Source organism: Bradyrhizobium sp. CCBAU 25338, from assembly GCF_028128965.1.
In the GTDB taxonomy this organism is placed as follows: Bacteria; Pseudomonadota; Alphaproteobacteria; order Rhizobiales; family Xanthobacteraceae; genus Bradyrhizobium; species Bradyrhizobium liaoningense.
The window spans coordinates 113382-132436 of the sequence record NZ_LFKY01000002.1 but is presented as its reverse complement, the minus strand read 5'-3'; the positions used below and the strand labels follow the sequence as shown (position 1 = coordinate 132436).

Annotated in this window: 12 protein-coding genes and 1 pseudogene; 12 read left to right on the top strand and 1 reads right to left on the bottom strand. The window is 60.1% G+C overall.

All coding sequences use genetic code 11. The features are described from left to right. Positions 1-221 precede the first annotated feature (221 nt). The 8 genes and pseudogenes from ACM42_RS02150 (at position 222) to ACM42_RS02115 (ending at position 11316) form a co-directional block, all read left to right on the top strand. Entirely contained in the window at positions 222-1751 is a 1530-nt protein-coding gene (locus ACM42_RS02150) for a Wadjet anti-phage system protein JetA family protein (RefSeq protein WP_271526462.1), read from the top strand. Then, positions 1741-2379, top strand: a complete 639-nt coding sequence (locus ACM42_RS02145; RefSeq protein ID WP_271526461.1) for a DUF4194 domain-containing protein — start codon at positions 1741-1743, stop codon at positions 2377-2379. The genes ACM42_RS02150 and ACM42_RS02145 overlap by 11 nt, the downstream gene beginning before the upstream one ends. After that, the gene (locus tag ACM42_RS02140; protein WP_271526460.1) at positions 2376-5810 is read left to right on the top strand and encodes an SbcC/MukB-like Walker B domain-containing protein; all 3435 of its coding nucleotides are present in this window, start codon (positions 2376-2378) and stop codon (positions 5808-5810) included. Before ACM42_RS02145 ends, ACM42_RS02140 begins: the two co-directional genes overlap by 4 nt. A gap of 2 nt (positions 5811-5812) precedes the next feature. Beyond that, the gene (locus tag ACM42_RS02135; protein WP_271526459.1) at positions 5813-6982 is read left to right on the top strand and encodes a Wadjet anti-phage system protein JetD domain-containing protein; all 1170 of its coding nucleotides are present in this window, start codon (positions 5813-5815) and stop codon (positions 6980-6982) included. An 862-nt stretch (positions 6983-7844) separates the two neighbouring features. Beyond that, a pseudogene (locus tag ACM42_RS02130) lies at positions 7845-8874 on the top strand (IS3 family transposase); the annotation flags it as partial. 1049 nt (positions 8875-9923) lie between these two features. Then, the gene (locus tag ACM42_RS38445) at positions 9924-10226 is read left to right on the top strand and encodes a hypothetical protein (protein WP_333920993.1); all 303 of its coding nucleotides are present in this window, start codon (positions 9924-9926) and stop codon (positions 10224-10226) included. Then, positions 10223-10354 (top strand): hypothetical protein, encoded by a 132-nt coding sequence (locus ACM42_RS02120; protein ID WP_271526458.1) that lies wholly within the window; start codon positions 10223-10225, stop codon positions 10352-10354. The genes ACM42_RS38445 and ACM42_RS02120 overlap by 4 nt, the downstream gene beginning before the upstream one ends. Before the next feature lie 698 nt (positions 10355-11052). Next, entirely contained in the window at positions 11053-11316 is a 264-nt protein-coding gene (locus ACM42_RS02115; protein ID WP_128948411.1) for a hypothetical protein, read from the top strand. Between the two features lie 83 nt (positions 11317-11399). Here the strand turns inward: ACM42_RS02115 and ACM42_RS02110 are convergent, their stop codons facing one another. Next, complete coding sequence (locus tag ACM42_RS02110) at positions 11400-11609, bottom strand: hypothetical protein (protein WP_271526457.1); 210 nt, start codon at positions 11607-11609, stop codon at positions 11400-11402. Positions 11610-11931: 322 nt separating this feature from the next. Between ACM42_RS02110 and ACM42_RS02105 the strand changes: the two genes are divergently transcribed. The 4 genes from ACM42_RS02105 to nolL all read left to right on the top strand — a co-directional run bounded on the left by ACM42_RS02105 (position 11932) and on the right by nolL (position 19024). Continuing rightward, positions 11932-13227 (top strand): glycoside hydrolase family 28 protein, encoded by a 1296-nt coding sequence (locus ACM42_RS02105; protein WP_271526456.1) that lies wholly within the window; start codon positions 11932-11934, stop codon positions 13225-13227. Positions 13228-13557: 330 nt separating this feature from the next. Then, positions 13558-14520, top strand: a complete 963-nt coding sequence (locus ACM42_RS02100; protein ID WP_271526923.1) for a pectinesterase family protein — start codon at positions 13558-13560, stop codon at positions 14518-14520. Positions 14521-14967: 447 nt separating this feature from the next. After that, entirely contained in the window at positions 14968-17226 is a 2259-nt protein-coding gene (locus ACM42_RS02095; protein WP_271526455.1) for a hypothetical protein, read from the top strand. A 718-nt stretch (positions 17227-17944) separates the two neighbouring features. Beyond that, the gene (nolL, locus tag ACM42_RS02090) at positions 17945-19024 is read left to right on the top strand and encodes a nodulation factor fucose acetyltransferase NolL (RefSeq protein WP_271526921.1); all 1080 of its coding nucleotides are present in this window, start codon (positions 17945-17947) and stop codon (positions 19022-19024) included. Positions 19025-19055: the final 31 nt, after the last annotated feature.

Below are 19055 nucleotides of genomic sequence, written 5' to 3'. Positions count from 1 at the left end.
AGGGCTTGAGCCGATTGTTCCGCTTCCAGGGTCCGAAATCTACCTCCCGATCCAACTTTGGAGCCTCGACAGGGATCGAGCTGCCAAGCTATATTAGAACATACTAGGAACAAACCTTCCGGTTGTATTTTCAAGACCCACTCTCAATAACAATGTTGTCCGGCACATCATGCGTTTAGTGTCGCCAACTCAAGATAAAGTCGGGCCCAGGAGCCGCGTCATTGACCTTGTTTCGCCATTTGCATGACGACGCGTTTTTGGCCTTTTCGCGCGATCACAAGCACCTGTACGCGGCCTGTCTGCTCGACCTCCATGAACGCTTCTTTTCAGGCGCGCCGTCGTTTCCGACGCCGCAGCAGGTCGTCCATGCCGTCTACGACGTCATGCGTGCCAACCCCGTCCTCTGGAACGAGGGCGATGATTTCGGCAGCCTGCCGGAAATGATCTCCGCGGGACGCCGCCGGATCCGGAAGGCCGACGTCGCGCTCGCTTCCGAGAAGGGCGACAAGGCGCTCGGTCTTGCCCGACAACTGTACGCCCGGCTGCTCGCCTGGGGATGGCTTGAAGAGGAGGAATACGGGCTTCGCGTCACCGTGGACATGGCTATGGGATCGCTGCTCGTCATCCAGCGGCTCGCGAGCCTCAACAAGGATCTCTCGCAGCGATTCGGCGGCTTGATCGTGCAAATCCGCCTCAACCTGGAGGCCGTCGAAAAACTGAGGCCCGAGATCACCGACCGCAAACAGCGCGAAGCCGCGCTCGCCGTCCGCGAGGCGCGCAATCAGGCCGACCAGTTCACTAAGAGCCTGCGGGCCATTCTGGCCGACCTGAAGCGCGTCCGACGGACCGTCATGGAGTCGAAAACAGTCGCTACCCGGCTGGAAGCCTTTTTCGAGGAGTTCGTCGAACAGCTTCTGCTGAAGGATTTCGAGTCCATCCTCACCGTCAACCATCCGTACCGCTTCCGCGACGCCATCGTCGATCTCGCGCGGAGGATCTCCTACACCCCTGAGACCATGCAGGTCCTTGCCGAGGAGTACACAGCTTCCAGCATGGCAGCCGACATCGAGGACGGTCGAATGGCCGCGGCCGACGACCTGCTGGCCATCGAAAGCATCTTCGATCAGATCGGGGAGATGTTTGGTAGGATCGAGGCCTTCCGCAGGCAGCTCGAAGCCAGGGTCCGCAACACCATTAAGTACGCCGAGCGGGGCGGCCAGGGACTCGTCGGCCGGGCTAGCGATCTGGTTCGGCGGCTGGATGCCCTACTGCGGGACGGCACACACCACAACGCGACAATCGAATGGAGCATCGAGCCGCTGCGGTCGCCCTGGTCGGAGCACCATCAGGCGCCGGCCAGGCAGCCGCGCCGTCCCGTCGAAGCAAGGGAGCTCGCCGAGCCGCCGTCGGACCCGCTGTACGAACTGCGCAAGAAGCTCCGCCTCGAGTACATCGCGCGCATCGCGCCCCGCCCGGAGGATGTCAGACGATTCCTCGAGGGCCAGGTGCCGCCCTTCGCGACCAGGGAAGCCCGCTTCATGGAAATCGATACTGTGGACGACTTTCTCGCCTTCGATTGCGCCCGCCGATATGCGCTGACGGGCGAGATTCCGGTGCAGGTCGCGGCCGGGTTCGATCTCGAACCGTGCCCCGACACGCCACCACACGACAGCGAATGGCTCCGTTGCGCAAACTTCCTGGTCAAGCGATCGGGCGCACTCCGGAAGGCGAGCGTGGCTCATGCTCAGTGAATTCGAAAACGTCGAGCGCTCCCTCGGCGCGGAAAAGGCAGCCGACCTCCGCAAAGCGCTGCACTTCCTGCTACGGCGGCAGTTCGTGTTCGCGGGAGATCCCCGGACCGGGACAGTCTACAGCACGATCATGGATGGCCGCTTCCGCGACGTGGTCGACGGATTCTTCGATAGTTGCGGATACCGCGTCCATCGCGATCCGGAGGCGCAGTGGGCCGGCATCGTCGCGATGGACGAGGACGTGCCGCTGCCCCGGATGAAGCTCGATGAAACAATCGTCATGCTGGTGCTGGCGGCGTACTGGCAGCAGGAGGTGAACGTCGGAGCGGTCGAGGACCGGGCCGTCGTTGTCGCCACCTTGAACGACCTGTTTGACCGGTACCGCGAGATGGCGCAACACGGCGGCGGAGGCGCGATCTCGCCCGCCCGCTTCCGAGACATCCTGCGCGAGGCCGCCCAACGCAGTTTGGTCGAGATCGGTGATTTTGACGACGAGCAGCAGGACTGCGAGATCAGGATCCGTCCGATGATTAAGCTGATCAGTGGCGGCGATGCCCTCCAACGGCTTGAGCGCTACGTCCGTAGCGAGGAGGCGCGGTTTCCGCAGCCCGCAGGAGACGAGGCATGATAGAGCTACGCCACCTGACGATGGTGAACTGGCACCTGTTCGACGTCGCCGACATCGACGTGACAGGACACGTCGGGGTCCTGGGCGAGAACCGGTCCGGAAAATCCACAATCCTCGACATGGCGCAGGTCGTTCTCACAGGCGCGAGCCGGCGGTTCTTGCGCCTGAACGCGGTCGCCGGCGACAGCGGAAAATCGCGCAGCGGCTCGAAGCGCAGCGTCGTGGACTACTGCCTCGGGACGCTCGGCGAAGACCAGCGTCGGCGCGACGAGGCGCGCACCTACATCGCGCTAGGTTTCGAAGACACGGAAGGCGCCCGCCCACCGGTCACGATCGGCATGGCACTTGAGGCGCGCAAGTCCGACAGCAGGGAGACCGTGCTGGCACTTTTCGTCGCCGTCGGGACCGTTCTGAGCTCCAAGGACTTCATCGAACAGCGAGGAAAGTCGCAATTCCCGGCGCCGTGGGAGGACGTGCGCGCCCGGATCCTCGCGGCGGTCGGCGATGGCAACTTCGTCAATCATCGCGACCGGGCGAGCGACTACGTCCGTGAGTACATGCGCCATCTTCTGCCGCATTCGCCCTATGGCGAGCAGAACGCCAGCGCCCTGCAGAAATCAATCGTCAACGCGATGACGCTCGACCACAACCAGACGGCGACGCAGTTCGTGCGGAACTACATCCTCGAAGACAGTCCGATCGGCATCAAGGAGCTGCGCGAGTCGATCCAGACATACCGCAACATCAGCGAAACCATCCGAAAGATGCGCCTCAGGCTCGAAGCCCTGAGGGCGCTTCGGGTCGTCCTCGGCACGCTTGAAGAGGCGCTCGAGACCAAGTTCAGGGAGGAGTGGATCGCAAAACGCGCGACTTGGCTCGCGGCGCGCGCGACAAACCTGGACTTCAAGACCAAGCGGCGTACCGAGATGGCGCGCCGGGACGCGGCAGCAAAAGAGCTCGAATTCATCGACGACGACGTCAAGGCCATCGATAACGAGATCGAACGTCTCACGGCCGCGATCGCCGAGCACGATGCCAAGACCGGCAGAAAGTCCCTGCAGCAGACCGCCGATGTGGCCGGGCAGGCGGCGCACCGCGCCTCGGCGGACTTCAAGGCTCGCATGGAGAACATCCGTCGCCTGGAGCCGCTACGCGCGATGTGCGCGGACGGTTTCGAGGACTTCGTTCCTGCTCTTGAGCGTCTTGTGACCGCCACCGCCGGGGCCGACATCGGGGGCGTCTCCAACGAGGTCACCGCGGCCGAGAAATCCTTCGCGGCAAGCGGCGCCAAATGGCTGCCGAAGATCGACGAAGCGCGTCAGACGATCATCGCGGAGCTTTCCGGGCTCCGAGGCCGGCGCGACGAGGTGCTCGAACGCATTCGACAGCACGCGGCGGGAGGGGCGCGCGCCTATCTTGGCGACGACACTGAACTTCTCTGCCGCAGGCTGCGGCAGAAGGGAATGGTCCCGCGCGTGCTCTGCGACATCGTCGAAGTCGCCGAACCAGAGTGGGTGGGAGCCGCCGAGGCGCTCCTCGGCCGCGACCGGGAAGCTGTGTTCGTGGACAGAGCGGATATCAGCGCCGCCACGTCAATCTTCAAGGAAGGTCGCCGCGAGTTTCGCCACGCATCGCTCGTGAGCCTAAACAAGCTCGAGCAGTTCAGGGTCAAGCCGGAGCGCGGCACTTTCCCCTCGATCTTCCGGAGCCAGGATCCGGATGCGATGGCCTTCATCATGCGCCGCTACGGCACGGTTCGCCTCGCGGACACGCTCGACCAGTTCAACAGGCCCGGCCGGGCTATCATGAAGGACGGGCTCTACGATGACGGACTCGTAAGGACCCATCGCTGGATCGAAGCCTCGCAGCACAAGATTGGAAAGGCGGCCCAGGCGAACGCCCTGCGCTCCCTGCAGGATCAGGCCGACGAACTGGATCGGCTCCAAACGGAAAAGAGCAAGCAGGCCCAGGCGGCAGAGCAGGCCTTCGCCGCTCTGAAGAATATCTGCGAGGGACGTGACGATCTGAGGGCTTGCGCCGCTGCCTTCGCAGCCGCGCAGACCGAGATCGCCGAAGCCCAGGCGAGGCTCGAAGCGCTCGACGGCGCGGGCGACGGCGGGCTTCGCGACAAGAAACGAGCGCAACAGAACCTAAAGGTCAAGAGGCTCGACGAACGAAAGATCCAGCAGAAGGCGTTCGGCGAGCATGACGGTGAGGTCAGGTCGGCGGAGAGGAGGCTCGGAGAGGGCGAAAACGTGCCCGGCTCCGAGCTCAGCCTGCGGGTCGCCCGCTCGATCTATCGCAAGACCTTCCCGCTATACTCCGCCGCGAAGGGCAGGATCGTGTACCGCGAGCGCCTCGATGCCGCAGCCCAGAAGGGCTTCGCGGAGAAACACCGCGCTATCGCCGACAGAGCGCTCAAAGATGCCGACGCTTCGGACGCCGAACGTCTCCGGATCGAGCGACGGGTCCGCGAACTCCTTTACGATTACTTCGACCAGTTCGGGATGAGCTCGCAAGTCGGCGCGGAGAGCGAGCCGCTGCGGGAGGTGAAGCCATGGATGGAACAGCTCATCTCGGATATCGAATCCAATGAGCTGCGCCAGTACGAACGGCAGGCGCGTGATGCGGCGGAAAAAGCCTCTACCCTGCTGCGCGGCGAGTTCATCAACGCGCTCACGGCCCGGATCGGAAAGATGGAGCGGGAACTGCAATCGTTGAACCGTAGCCTCTACGCACATCCGTTCCATAACGAGCGATATTCATTCCATCGCACCCAGATGGTGGAATTCCAGCCCATCCTGAAGATCATCGAGATAGCCAAAACCTCTCCGGAGGCGCTCGATATGCTGTTCCGGGGCGACGTGCCCGATGACTTCCCGCACAAGGATACGATCGTCGCACTCGAGGCGCTGCTCGAGGACCCCGACAAGGATTTCACCCAGTTCGAGGACTACCGCAACTTCTACACCTTCGAGATCCACATGGAGGATGTTGCCACCGGCCGCTCGACCCGCTGGGAGCAGCGGCGCGGCACCGGGTCTGGCGCTGAACAACAGGTGCCTATCTACGTTGCCATCGGCGCTTCGCTGGCCGCCGTCTACGGCAGCGCGGAGCGTCGTGCCGGCAAGCCCGCCGGTTTCGCCCTGGCCATGTTCGATGAGGCCTTCTCCAAGATGGACGGCAAGAACCAGCGGCAGATGATGAGCTTTTACAAAAATCTCGGCCTGCAGTTCGTGATTGCTGCGCCATTCGAGAAGCGGGTCGCCGTGCTCGAGCACATGGACACCATCGTGGAGGTGGACCGGATCGGCGAGCAGTCCAGGGCTACCGTGGTGGAACTGAAAGAGAAGGCCAAGCGCGAGCTGATGGCCATCGATCCGGACCTGATGTCCGAAGATGAGCTCGCCAGCCGTCTGGCCGCCGAGTAGCCATGGCTCGGCGTTTCACGGATGCGATCGGCCTGTTGAACGACCTGCTCAACCGCTTCGAGGCCGGGGCCGCAAGCCCGATCGCCCACCCGGACTACCCCGCCTTCCCATCAGTAGTCGCGGCGGACGCCTTCCTGAAACAGATCAGGGAAGCCGAAAGTGCCGGCGCGGTCTCCATTCGCTGGGGGCGTGGCGCGAACCGAGACCAAGTGGCGCACGTGCGGTTGGTCTCGGCGGAGATCTTATACCGATATCTCGGCCGCACCCCGGCCTCACGCATCGCGGAGCATGCCGCCGTGCGGCTTGTAGCCGGGGCGGCGCTGCACGAGTCCCTGAAGAACAGCGGCTCTCAAATCGCAGAGGTGTGGGCGCGGGGTAAGACGTGGCATGGATTCGGTTCGTCCGACGTCGACACGCTGCGCCACGCATTCGTTCTCGCCCAGGCGATCCTCGATAACAAGCATCTGGACGTCGACTACAAAACTTTCTCGCGACGTACGGTGGGGCACAGCAAGATACTCGAGCGCATCGAGGGTGCCGTGGTCCGACTTTTGAGCGGCATGATGGACTTTCCGCCTGGCGCCCGCCCCCGCGAGGCACTGCGAGCGATCGGGCTGGAGCGCTTCGCGCCGCCCCTGCTGATCGCGGGCAAGATCGACCTCGGCGGAGCCGATCTTTCCAGAATATCTCCGCATTATCTCGGAATCACTCCCAAGGAAGCAGATCGCGTCCGGTTCCGGGAGCCGCCGGCCTACGTTTTAACGATCGAAAACTTCGCAAGCTTCAACCGGCACATCGCCGAGGCGGACCCCGGCCGATTAGGAACGACCATGTATGTCGGCGGGTACCCCTCGCTTGCCACCCAGCAGGCGCTGCGGACAATCGCAGGATTGGTATCCGAACAGACGCCGATCTTTCATTGGTCGGACATCGATCCGGACGGCACCTGGATCTTTCACACCATCGAGTGCGCCGTCGATCGACCGATCCGTCCCCACCTCATGAGCGTCCAAGTTGCCGAGCGTTTGGGCCAAGTGCCCTTCAAGAAATCGGCACCCGCTCGATGTCCACCGCACTCCGGTATCGCAGCTCTGGCAGCGTACCTGGCCAAAGATGGAGCCAAGACGCTCGAGCAGGAAGAACTCGATCCAGTCCTGCCAGAGTTTCATTAGAATATGCGCGCGGACGCTCGTGGTTGCGGGTTTGGCTGTCTCGCTCAAGACGTCGTTTGTTTCAAGCGCGACAACAGCACCGTCTGCAACTACGTGCTGCGGTAAAACCGACATCGTTTCTTCATAAAAACGCTCAACCGGCATTGGCATGCCGGTTGCTTGAAAATGTACGAAACCAGCTGTGACTATGATGCTCGTTCAGCATCCGGTTGAGGTATTCAGATGAAAGTTGTCCGCTTGATCGATGGTAGAGGTCTCCCCATGCGCTTTCCCAACGTGCTCCTGCCTTCGCGAACTCTGCCATCTTCGGATCGCGCTCCGGTTTGCCGGGCAGAAGCCGATTGTCAGTAAGGGGGCTCGCAACGAATGGTGGTTCTCAACAAGAACGCCAGCGTAAAAGGCGTCCTCAGGACGATCGCTTGGCATCGCTTTAGCCCATGGCTCAGGGTGGGGCATCCGCGACATGCGGAGCCTGCGTTCTTGAAGCTAAGTGCCCGCCTTGCATCGGGGCTTGCAGATGGTCAATGAGCTAATGCAGAACGATTGGGATCTTGAGAAAATACTCAGGCAACAGGACGAGCTCAAGGTCAAGCTGCTTCGCGCCCAATCGGTTGTCGCCGAATGTAAGGCAGGATTGGCGTATCTGGAGCGGAGGCTTGAGCGTCGAGCGGTCTCATCGTCGATCGATGAACGCCAGCGCAGCTCTGCGCCAAACAATTCAATACGCAACGCACGACCGCCCAAATCCCGAACCGTCGATGATCCTGTTGACCCGGATGCAGCCGTGGCGTTTCCGCCTCGATCATGGGACCGTTGAAAGCTGCCGCCGCGCACGTTGACGGCGACAGGTTTGGTCACGGACCTGGCGAAGATCTGCCGCAAGGCCGGGATCAGCCAGGCGACCTATTTCAACTCGAAGAAGAAGTATGACGGTCTGCTGCCGACCGAGATGCGCCGACTGAAGCAGCTCGAGGAGAACGGCAAGCTGAAGAAGCTGGTCGCGGACCTGTCGCTCGACAAGGAGATGCTGCAGGACGTGATCCGCCGAAAGCTATGAAGCCTGGTCGGAAGCGCATGCTGGTCGACGCGGTCCGCAGCGAATGGCAGGTCTCGATCCGCAGGGCCTGTGACGCTCTCGAATTTGACCGCTCGACCTACCACTACAAGTCCCGTCGCTCCGGCCAGGCTGCCCTCGAACAGAAGATCAAGGAGATCTGCCATGTGCGTATCCGCTACGGTTATCGTCGTGTTCACGTCTTGCTGCGTCGTGAAGGCTGGCGCCATGGCCAGAACAAGACGCGGCGGATCTATCGCGAATTGGGCCTGCAACTACGCAACAAAACACCCAAGCGCCGGGTCAAGGCCAAGCTGCGCGATGATCGCAGGCCGGCCACACGGTCGAACGAGACCTGGACGATGGACTTTGTCCATGACCAGTTGGCGAGCGGACACAAGCTTCGCGTCCTTACGATCATCGATACCTTCTCCCGCTTCTCGCCGGCGCTGGCGCCACGGTTCACCTTCCGCGGCACCGACGTGGTGGGGTGTTGGAAAGGGCCTGCAAGGAAGTGGGATTCCCGGCAACGATCCGCGTCGATCAAGGCAGCGAGTTCGTGTCGCGAGATCTTGACCTGTGGGCCTACCAGCGCGGCGTCACGCTGGACTTCTCGCGGCCCGGCAAACCGACCGACAACGCGTTCATCGAGGCCTTCAACGGCCGCTTCCGGGCCGAATGCCTCAACGCTCACTGGTTCCTGTCGCTTGCGGATGCCCAGGAAAAAGTGGAGACTTGGCGCAGATATTACAACGAAGAACGGCCCCATGGGGCGATCGGCAATCGACCGCCGATTTTGCTGCAAACCCACCTCGGCGCGACCAGCCCGCCAACGTGACAGCGGCGCAAAACTCTAGTTCTGGGTGGTCCAAAGTTCGGTCTCGCTACAACCCCAACGGGGACTCTACCTGCGGCTGGATGAAACTTCGGTGGCAGGTCATGTCGCGAACGGTATGAGCGTGACGCCGTCGCTGAAAACTGAACTCACGCGGAGATTGTGTCGGCTGTGGCCTTCAGCCGCTTGGCGGCTGCGTGGTCGAATTGGAGCGCTGATTGCTGCCGCCTTCTGTGATCCTATGATTCGTGAGTTGCGCGCGTTGTTGTCCAACCGTTGGCTCCTGCACCATGGGGCCGGGACCATCGTCGCACAGATCAAAAGCCCAGATCTGACCCGTTCGATTCTCGCAATTTTCTTGCCGGAGATATCGATCATCTGCTCAATCTTGCCGAGATGCAGCCTGCAGTGAGCGCAATCGGTAATGAAGCTCTCGGCATGTAGGTCACTCGTGCCCGTCGCGACGGTGCGTCCGAAAAGGACCTGGAGGCTATATCTTCACTCATCGGACATTTAGATCCGACACAGCTATCCGACGAATGTCTGCTGGCGGTCGCGCTTGATGAGTGCTTGCCGATCTACATGCGTCTGGAAGCTTTCGCCCTTCGTTCCACACCAGTGGACCCGCGAGCCATGCAGCAACAATTTGAAGTGACCGCAAACCGAAGATGCTACCAGGAGGCGCGGCAGACCTCTGTCGGCCACAAAGCAGTACGTTCTATCCTTGAAAGGCCCGCCCTATGGTCCATTGTCCTTAGTCCTAGGACAAAGGACGGAAGCGAATTTGTATGAAAAGTCAAGACCTTGTTGTATTGCTTAAGCTCGTGAGCCTTGAGTAGGCCAAGAATGAGCGCGATGCGCATCCTGGGGAGGCTGCGTATCACGCTGACCCTTACTCAGTACGCAGCCTGGAATCAGCCCTTGGTATCAGCAAGACAGAGATCAATGCCTCGATCAACCGGAGCCTTTCGTCGGGACTTGCAGTCAAAGATCGGGAATCCGGCCACGCAAAGCCTAACCGCCGCAATCTCCATAATTTTGTGGTGCACGGATTGAAGTTCGTTTTTCCGGCTAAACCGGGTGCGATGACCCGGGGCATCCCCACCGCCTTTGCAGCCGCCCCCCTTAAAAATCTGCTTATCAGCGCAGGAGAGTACATTTATGTCTGGCCGTACGCAAAAGGCAAAGACATGGGGCAGGCGGTAGAACCGCTGTACAAAAGCGTACCCCAGGCCATTCAAAAAGACGATCGTCTGTATGAATATCTGGCCCTTATCGATGGTGTCAGGCTTGGAAATCAAAGGGAGGCTGGGTTCGCGGCCGAGCGTCTATCGGAAAGGCTTCTCAGAAAATGACCACCGTTAAAGGCGGTCATGAGGATTTTGACCATTTCCTCGGCGGGAATATCAAGGGACCTGAAGGCCGGGTCGATATTGTACGAGAGCGCTTTGTCGCCATAGGCCAGAGCGATGCTGGCGAGTGAGAGGGGAATGGAGATCAACTGGCGCAGTGAGCAAGGAAAGAGGACGCGCGATAACCGGGATTGCGGGGGAGTCGGAGTGCGCGCCGATGCCGTGTTATTTCTCCTTAATGTCGTAGATTGGTACGTCGCCACAGACGAAGCCGCAACGATAGAAAGCCTCAGCGCGTAGTTGCGCCGCGCTCATCGCAGTTTATCTCCGCGGTTTCCGCGCGACAGCGCGAGCTACGTGCTCACCCACTTAGCGAACAAAGGGACGGCGCTCGTTATGCATGCTGGCGATTGTATGTTAGGAAGCCGCGAGCAAACCGGCGCGGTACATTGGTTCACCAAGCCGCATACGCTGGCCAATCCGATAGGTGAAGTCCCGTTTGACGAGATTGCCAGGAGTCCTGCCAGTCCGGCATCGCGTGAATGATACTGGCTGACGATGTCTCCCAAGCGGTCGGCTCCGCCGAGGTCGATCTTGCCCGCGATCAGCAGGGGCGGCGCGAAGCGCTCCAGCCCGATCGCTCGCAGTGCCTCGCGGGGGCGGGCGCCAGGCGGAAAGTCCATCATGCCGCTCAAAAGTCGGACCACGGCACCCTCGATGCGCTCGAGTATCTTGCTGTGCCCACCGTACGTCGCGAGAAAGTTTTGTAGTCGACGTCCAGATGCTTGTTGGCGCGGAGAGCGAGCCGCTGCGGGAGGTGAAGCCATGGATGGAGCAGCTCATCTCGGATATCGAATCCAATGAGCTGCGCCAGTATGAACGGCAGGCGCGGGATGCGGCGGAGAAGGCGTCCACCCCGCTGCGCGGCGAGTTCATCAATGCGCTCACGGCCCGAATCGGAAAGATGCGGTCCTGGAGGTGTCGGCTAACGGCGGTCAACTTAAGTCCGGACGTCAGGCGGAGCGTTGCCGGTGCGAATGCAATCCAGTCGTCAGCTTTTCGAAAGCTTCTCCGAATACGCACAGCCCACTGATCTCAGGACGGGAGGCTGGCGTGGACTCGCACAATTTCGCTATATCCAATGCTGCCTCTCCGCCATCGGGACAGCAAGCCGTTCTAGACGATCAGCAAGCGAACCAGGCGGAAGAAGATGCCTTTGAGCAACAATTGGATCCAGCACGCGTGGCCGATCGAATCGGCCTTGCCCGGCGCCCCGGTCGCAAACCGCGGTTGAATGTCTCGCGCGAGGATCATGATTACATTCAGCTCGCTAACACGCTCTTGAAGCAGAACAAGCGCGTAGGTATGGCCTTGCGGCCGCTTCAAGAACAGCGCGGGGGTTCAACAGCAGCAGTCAGGGTCAGGCGCTTGCGTGCTTCGGCTCCGGGCCGTACTGGGCGCGCGCCAGTTGCTCGAAGTGACGCTGATGCGCCGCTTAGCGAACCCCTCAACCAGCAGCCGGCAAAGCTTCTGCGGTGTCTAGTGCAGTGAGCGCCCTGTCGGTTCTTGTGGCCGGGTGTTTTCGGTCGAATAAAGCGCAAAGGGTGCGCCTGCGCGGGCCACTGACGCGCGCGACGGCTCGATCGAGCTAGCGCTCCAGACCAGACAGGGCCGGGGCGGGGATGCGTGACAAAGTACGAGGAGGTCAATGACAAAGCGTTTTCGCAACTGCGCCCTACTGTCCACACTTATCTCCATGGTTGTCGTCCCCGCCGCGAAAGCGCAAGACCGCCGGATTATCACCGAACCTGTTGCACCTCATACGGTGTGCGATCGCCCCGTTCCGTCTGGCAAGGAAGATACGACCACGTTGCAAGATGCAATCGACCAATGCCACTCCGGGGCCGCTGTGTATTTAGGGCGTGGCGAGTTCCGGTCGGGCCCACTTGAGATGAAATCGGGCGTGACCTTATGGGTGGGGCGCGGTGCGATCCTGACCGCCATCCCCGAGCCTGCTGCTTACGACAAAGGCCTCGGACAATGTGGTCGCGTTGCAGGCAAGGGTGACGGTTGCCGGCCGTTTATCAGCTTTTCCAAAACGCGTGGCGGTGGCATCTACGGGGAGGGCATCATCGATGGTCAGGGCGGCGCAACGATTGGCGGCGGAGCGGAAACTTGGTGGCAGCTGGCGCGCCGCGCCCAAGCGGAGGGCGGCAACCAGAACGCGCCGCGCTTGATCCAGATCGATCATGCGCAGGATATTACGCTGTCCGGTGTCACCTTGCGCAACTCTCCGAATTTTCATGTCGCGATGAACCGGGTCGAAGGTGCCACGTTTTGGGGCCTCACGATCGATTCACCGGCGGATGCCCGCAATACGGATGGTATCGACCCTGGCGCCAGTCAGGATGTAACCATCACCCATAGCTCGATCCGTACGGGTGACGACAACGTCGCAATCAAGGCCGGCGACAATGGCTCGAGCAGCCATATCTCGATCATTGATAATTATTTCGGCTGGGGGCATGGCATGTCGATCGGCAGTGAGGTGAATTCCGGGGTCAGAGACATATTGGTGCGTAATCTGACGCTCGATGGTACGACGTCGGGCCTGCGCATCAAGAGCGATGTTAGTCGAGGCGGTCTCGTCGAGAGCGTGACTTATGAGTACGTGTGCCTGAGGGGCAACCGGTGGCCGCTAGCTTTCGATACAAAATATGATCCGCGCGCACAAGGCACGAGGGTTCCGGTCTATCGGCAAATTGTTCTCCGTCACGTGCATGGCGATACTGGTGTGTTGCTGATGCGCGGCTTAGACGAGGGGCATAAACTTGACGTGACACTCGAAGATGTCCGGTTTGCCAATTCCGCGACTTGGCAGGTTGAACATGTCAAGGTCACCGCAAATCACTCTGACGTATCGCCGCCGCTGCCCGGCCGAGCTACACAACCGCTGCGCGGATCGGAGGTATGTTCCAGGGCATTCCGCGATGGCAATCGGTAAGCACTACCCCCGGCGCCGAACTCAGGTGGTGAGTTCCGCGTCCGGGCCGGGCACTGGTGTTGACGAAGGTCGGCCTTATGTCCCGAGTTGGTTGCAATTGGCCGACGATTGCGGAGGGCCGAAAAATGCGAAGGTGACGTGCAGGTTCTGATTTGGTGATGAAAATCTCTTGTCCAATGTGACGGCTATCCTGCTGAGATACGCTCTATCGACTGCGTCGAGCGTGCCGCTGGCTCAACGAGTGTAGGATCCATGCGTATTTTCGTTTCCTCCGCTGTGCTTCTGGCGGGATGTTTCTGCATCCCCGCGGCGTGCGCTGAGCCACTGTTGGTGTCGCATGCCGGAAGTGCAGACTATCACTCCGTGCAGCAGGCCATCGACGCATTGCCGGCGGAAGGCGGAGATGTCCAGATCGCGCCAGGCATCTATCGCGAGAAGGTCAAAATCTCCAAATCCGGTGTTCATCTCTCAGGGACTGGTAGCAATCCGGAGGATACCGTTATTGTGTATGGCGACAGCGCGATCAACGTAGGAGGAACCGCCCGCTCGGCTACGCTGGATGCCACTGGCGATGACTTTCGGCTCGAGAACCTGACCATCCAGAACGACTACGCCCTCAATCCGGTCAATCCACCCTCGCAGGCGGTCGCGCTGTCCCTTACCGGAGACAGGGACGTCGTTACGCGTGTCCGCTTGCTCGGAGCCCAGGACACGCTGTTTGCCGGCAAGGGACCAAACGGCAGAATGTCACGGCAATACTTCTCGAACTGCTACATCGAAGGGCACGTCGATTTCGTATTTGGCAACGCCAAGGCCTGGTTCCGGCGGTGTGAGTTACACGGCATCGCCAATCAAGCGGTCGTCTTTACCGCTCAGAGCAAGGCTGCACCGGATGAGGACAGCGGCTATGCTTTTGATCATTGCACCTTAAGTGCCGACCCTGCCGCGCGCTATATCGCGCTTGGCCGCCCCTGGCGGCCGTACGCCACAGTGGTCTTCCTGTGGACAAAGATAGAAGCACAGGTCATTGCGGAAGGCTGGCGCGAATGGACTCCCGGCAAGACCAACAACTTGAGCACCAGCTATTATGCCGAATATAGATCCTTCGGGGTCGGGGCTAATCCCTCAGGGCGCGAACCTCACTCCCATCAACTGACAGATGGCCAAGCCGCGAGATGGTCGCTGGGAGCGTTCTTCGGGGGTGCCACAGATTGGCTGCCAATGGAACCATATCGATGGAAGAAAAAGCAAACGCTCACGGTGGGGGGACGACGGCGATCCTCGGATGAATGATGGAGGCGAGCGGACATAATTGAGAGTGGTGTGCAGCAACGAAACTGCTGGGAGTGTGAGGGGCAGCGCTTCGGCTGTTACGCCACTTTTAAGAGAGCTCGTTAAGACGCTCCATCTGCCAGCGCGCGTTACATCGGATCGCGGCTGAGTGAACCCGGCCGTGATGCTTGAATTCCTCGCACAAGCGACGGGCGATCCATCGGTCTTATCGGTTTACGAATTTCGGCGATTGGAACAGGCCTGCGAAGAGCTGCGAAAAATTGGAGTGCCCCGTCCTGTCGCCAGGCGGCGCCCATGCGAGGCTGTTAATCGCGGAGCAATGTCCTGATCTCGTCAGCTTTCCGAAAGGTTGCGGCTACAACAATCGACAATCGTTTTCTTCGTAGACGATCTGCTACCAGGCAGTACCGATTGCTGTAGGGCTTATACAAACATGAGGAGAGCAGGGTGGATCCGGTTGACCCATTCTTCGATTTAGGAGCCTGGATGCGGGAGTACGCCGCGCTGCAGGGGCGGACCGCGCAGCGAGGGGACAACTTAAGTGAGCACGGTGATTTTGAACGGCAGCTGGAGGGTTTGCATCTCGATCCCTCTGATGAGAGCAAGTCAAGTTCGCCTGATCGGGCTCCCAAAGGAGAGGGGCGAGCAGTCGGGCGGGAGAATTTCGGCGGGTCGATGCGGGTGCCGCCGCACTCGGCTTTTAGAGAGAGTGCGCTGGGCGACAGGCGCCGGAGCGTAGACATTCCCAGCTTTCAGCTTCCCGCTTCGGCGCAAGTGCCGCAGCCTAGTTTGCGAGATGATCTGTTCAGCAGCGCTCGCTACAGCTTTCCGTACGCAGAGTCTGCCGCGTCGGCCAAGAGCGGAAAAAACGGCGGATTATGGTCACGCTTCAAGTCGGGAGTCGGCAAGGCTTTTGGCGGGAGCAGCAGCGAAAAGTCCTCGCGCGACGCGGGACAGGCGGACACCTTTTCCACGAATCTTCGCATTGACTACGCTAGGCAGCCGGGCCGGACGCGCGGGGCGCCTGTCCCTGACGCGGACGAGGTGCTGATAAAAGATTTCAGAAACAACGCGGCGGGTAAGCTCACCGACGGCACGATCAAGAATGCGGCAGCCGATCTGCGCCATTTGAGCGTGCGCCTGAGCACGGCCGGCAGGCCCTCAATTGCGGATCGAATTCGCCGAGAATTGGAAAACGCGCAGCAGGACAACCCGCAGGTGGAAAACGAGCAGCTGGAAGCTGAACTCGATCAGGATGTCGATACCTACGCAAAGGACCGCAGTACGCGCATCAAGGCGGCCTTGAAGAAGCTCCGTGAGGTCTGTGCCGGAAACGCCCTGGCGCCTGATCTCCGCCGACTGGCTCCTCACGGCGCGGACGCAACCCTCATCGGCATGTGGGCGACGGCGGAAAAGGCAACACGCAGGATCGAGCCGGAGACGATCGACAGGCAAGCTCGCCGCATGTCTAGGCTGAGTGAGTGGCTGCAGACGAATAATAGGCCACCGATGGCCGGCCGACTTTCCACCCCCGAGTTTGTCCGGGATCTCGAGGAGTACAAGCGCGAAACCAAGGATAAGAAGATCAACGCTGATCTGGTCAAGCTTGGCCAATACGCGCAAATCCTGGAGGCGAACAGGGCGCTTGGATTGAGGCCTCCTGAGGATCCGGGCCAGCCTTCTCGGCAAGCTGCTCGACAGCCGCATTCACTGCAGGATCCTCCCGCAACGCCAGGTAGCCCGAGCGCGGGAGCCTGGGATTGGCGTGGCGAGCAGGTCCACGGGCCCAACATCTTGATGCCACCGCCGCGCAGCCACTGGCAGGCCGGTTCGTCGCAGCAGCTTCCCGCAACCCCGGCGACGCCGAGCGCCGGAGCCTGGAACTGGCTTGGCGAGCAGATCCACGGACCTGCCTCACCAGAGCCAGCGCCGCACTGGGCCGCGCAAGCGCATCCGCCACTTGAGCTTCCTGCTACACCGGCCACCCCCAGCCAGGGAGCCTGGGCCTGGCTTGGGCAACAGATGCAAGACCCCGCATCGCCGTCGTCCGTGAGGCCTCGATCGTCAAACATCTACGGCGGTCTGGATTCCTTCGTTGATCTGGATCCACCCACACCGCACGACTTGCGTGACGATGCGCGCTCTGCGCCAGCATCTGAATTTGCAGCCGCTTCGTCGTTCGCAGGACCGCCAGGGGCGGCTCCGGAGCTGCGGGATATAGGAGCGATCGTTGGCGCCGGCTGGCGCCACGGCTCCCAGGCGGCTTCAGACGTGTTGATCGATGTATTGGGCAATATCCATCTGCTGCCAAACCAGTTCGGGCCAAGTCAGTTTGTGATCAATGGGGAGCGCTATTCGGCGACGCTTGGACCGGGAGGCCGCAGGGATGTTCGCCTGATCCATCATCCCCGCCTGAGCCAGCCGGATGAACCTGGCCCGTCTCAGTCGCTCCACCGTCCCCGGCCGATCGTGCCAGCGGCGCAATCCGGTGAGGGGCCCGTTGATCTTGGGTATCTGATCCGCGGGGGCTGGGAGCACCGCGAGCGATTCCTGCCGGATTATCTTGTCCGCGCCCTCGAAGGCCAGCGTATCATGCCCGAAGTTGGGCGCCCAACCTATTTCGAGATCCGCGGAGTGCCTTACAGGGGCGAATTGGAGGAGAGCGAAGGCCGCCAGCGCGTGCGCATATATCCTGAACGTGGCTGAAGAGGCAGCAGGACGGCAATCGGGCTTTCGGCGGGGCAGCTCGCGTAAGGCGTTCTATGCGAGGCCTTTGGCAGGCGATGGATCTGTTGCAGGGGCACGTAGAATCTGCCAAGGGATTCTACGAATTTGGTGCATGCCCGGACTTGCTTTCTGCATCCCTGATCCTTTCACATAGTCCGACAATTCTTGTCTTGAAAACCGCAGCTACTACAGATCGAACGAATTCGTGATCGATGGAGCACCGCGCCGAGTGCAGGCGATGGACAAGCGCCAAGAACATGGCCACCAAACGAAAGTTTGCTGACGAAGGCGTTTCCTGATGGCGGCCCAAATTCTTCGGCGGGCGCGGTACTTCGCAACGCATAGCTTAAGCCTTCACGCGCAGCTCAGTATTGCGCTATGTAAAGTCTCCTCGCGCTGCGCTGCAAACACCTGGCCTGCTCGGGAGCAGAGTGCAAGGTCCCGCTGAACCAGGGAAGCCGATGAAAGCGAGCTTGGTGCGACAAAAATCGATAAACCATCGTATAGCTCGTTTCCCCCTTTCTTTCGGTCTTTATCGCACAGTCAGCTATTGGAGCGTAGACTCTCGGTGACAATTGTCTCCGCTGTCATCTGATATCTCGATTTCCATGCAAACAGACTACGCAACACGTGCCCTTAACAATAGGTGTTGGCCAACCCCGAGCATGTATTCGGCTGGCTGCATAAGTGTGCCGAGATGTTGATACATCAAGTAACAGGAAAGGTTGTGCCTGAGACAGCGTACGATCGCGATCTCGCTTTGGACTTCATCAAAGGAGTTCTCATCATTTTAGTGATCGTTGGTCACCTGATCCAATATATCCTCTACCAAAACGCAGGATTTTGGGATTCGGCATGCTTCAAATGGATCTACATGTTCCACATGCCCCTCTTTATGGCGATAAGCGGTTATCTTTCTTGCCGAGCGCTACTGGTAAAGTCGTTCACGCAAGCTATCGGCGATCGTGCGACGCAGCTCCTGGTGCCGATGCTGTTTTGGTGCTCTCTTCTGGCGTCATTGAAGTTTACCGTGTTTCCCCGATCGACGGACGCACCAGGCACCGTTTTGCAGTTCCTGAATGAGTTCGTCGGCACATACTGGTTCGTCTGGGCCGCGTTCATTTGTTTCATTCTCGCTAAAACTATTTCGATCTTCAATCGTTGGTCGCCCTGGGCCTTGTTCGTATCCGTCATTCTGGTCGTGCTTGCGCCTCTGACTTTCTCCATATTCCCTCTTATAAAGTATATGTACCCGTTTTTTTGCCTGGGATTCTCATTTGCGCAGTCTAGAGAACGGTGGACGAGCATAATGCGCTCTCACAGGCCGTTCTTGATTATGTCTGCCTCGATAGCGGCTATGATGTTCTTTCTGGCCTGGCGTAACGATACTTATGTCTACAACAACCTCGCTTTGGTCCAGGATTTGCAGTCGGCAAAAAATGTTCTCCTGATGTTTCTCGGCTCCGCAGCTGCCTCAGTGATAATGATTGAGATCCTGCTACGATGCTGGAATATTGGTCACTCAAATCGGGTGGTCCGCTTTATCGCCGCGAAATTGGGGCCGAGCACGCTCGTGCTGTACTTGATTCAGGGTACGGTATTCCGTCTCATGGATTCCATACAGTATGGAGAACTTTGGGACCCCACAATGAGGTCTGCCGCGGCTGCATTTCGCGGGACAATGATTGTTGCCGTCGCGCTAGCGGTTCGCTGGAGCGTGGGCGACATTCCTTATCTGTCCCAGCTCATGCTCGGAGTGCCACCCCGCTCACACTGAGTAGCTGTAACCGAGATCTGATCGGGAGGCT

Coding starts and splice junctions, on each gene's coding strand:
- ACM42_RS02140 (WP_271526460.1), top strand. CDS start 2,376: ATGATAGAGCTACGCCACCTGACGATGGTGAACTGGCACCTGTTCGAC.
- ACM42_RS02135 (WP_271526459.1), top strand. CDS start 5,813: ATGGCTCGGCGTTTCACGGATGCGATCGGCCTGTTGAACGACCTGCTC.
- ACM42_RS02120 (WP_271526458.1), top strand. CDS start 10,223: ATGACCACCGTTAAAGGCGGTCATGAGGATTTTGACCATTTCCTCGGC.
- nolL (WP_271526921.1), top strand. CDS start 17,945: ATGTTGATACATCAAGTAACAGGAAAGGTTGTGCCTGAGACAGCGTAC.
- ACM42_RS02145 (WP_271526461.1), top strand. CDS start 1,741: ATGCTCAGTGAATTCGAAAACGTCGAGCGCTCCCTCGGCGCGGAAAAG.
- ACM42_RS02115 (WP_128948411.1), top strand. CDS start 11,053: ATGGAGCAGCTCATCTCGGATATCGAATCCAATGAGCTGCGCCAGTAT.
- ACM42_RS02105 (WP_271526456.1), top strand. CDS start 11,932: ATGACAAAGCGTTTTCGCAACTGCGCCCTACTGTCCACACTTATCTCC.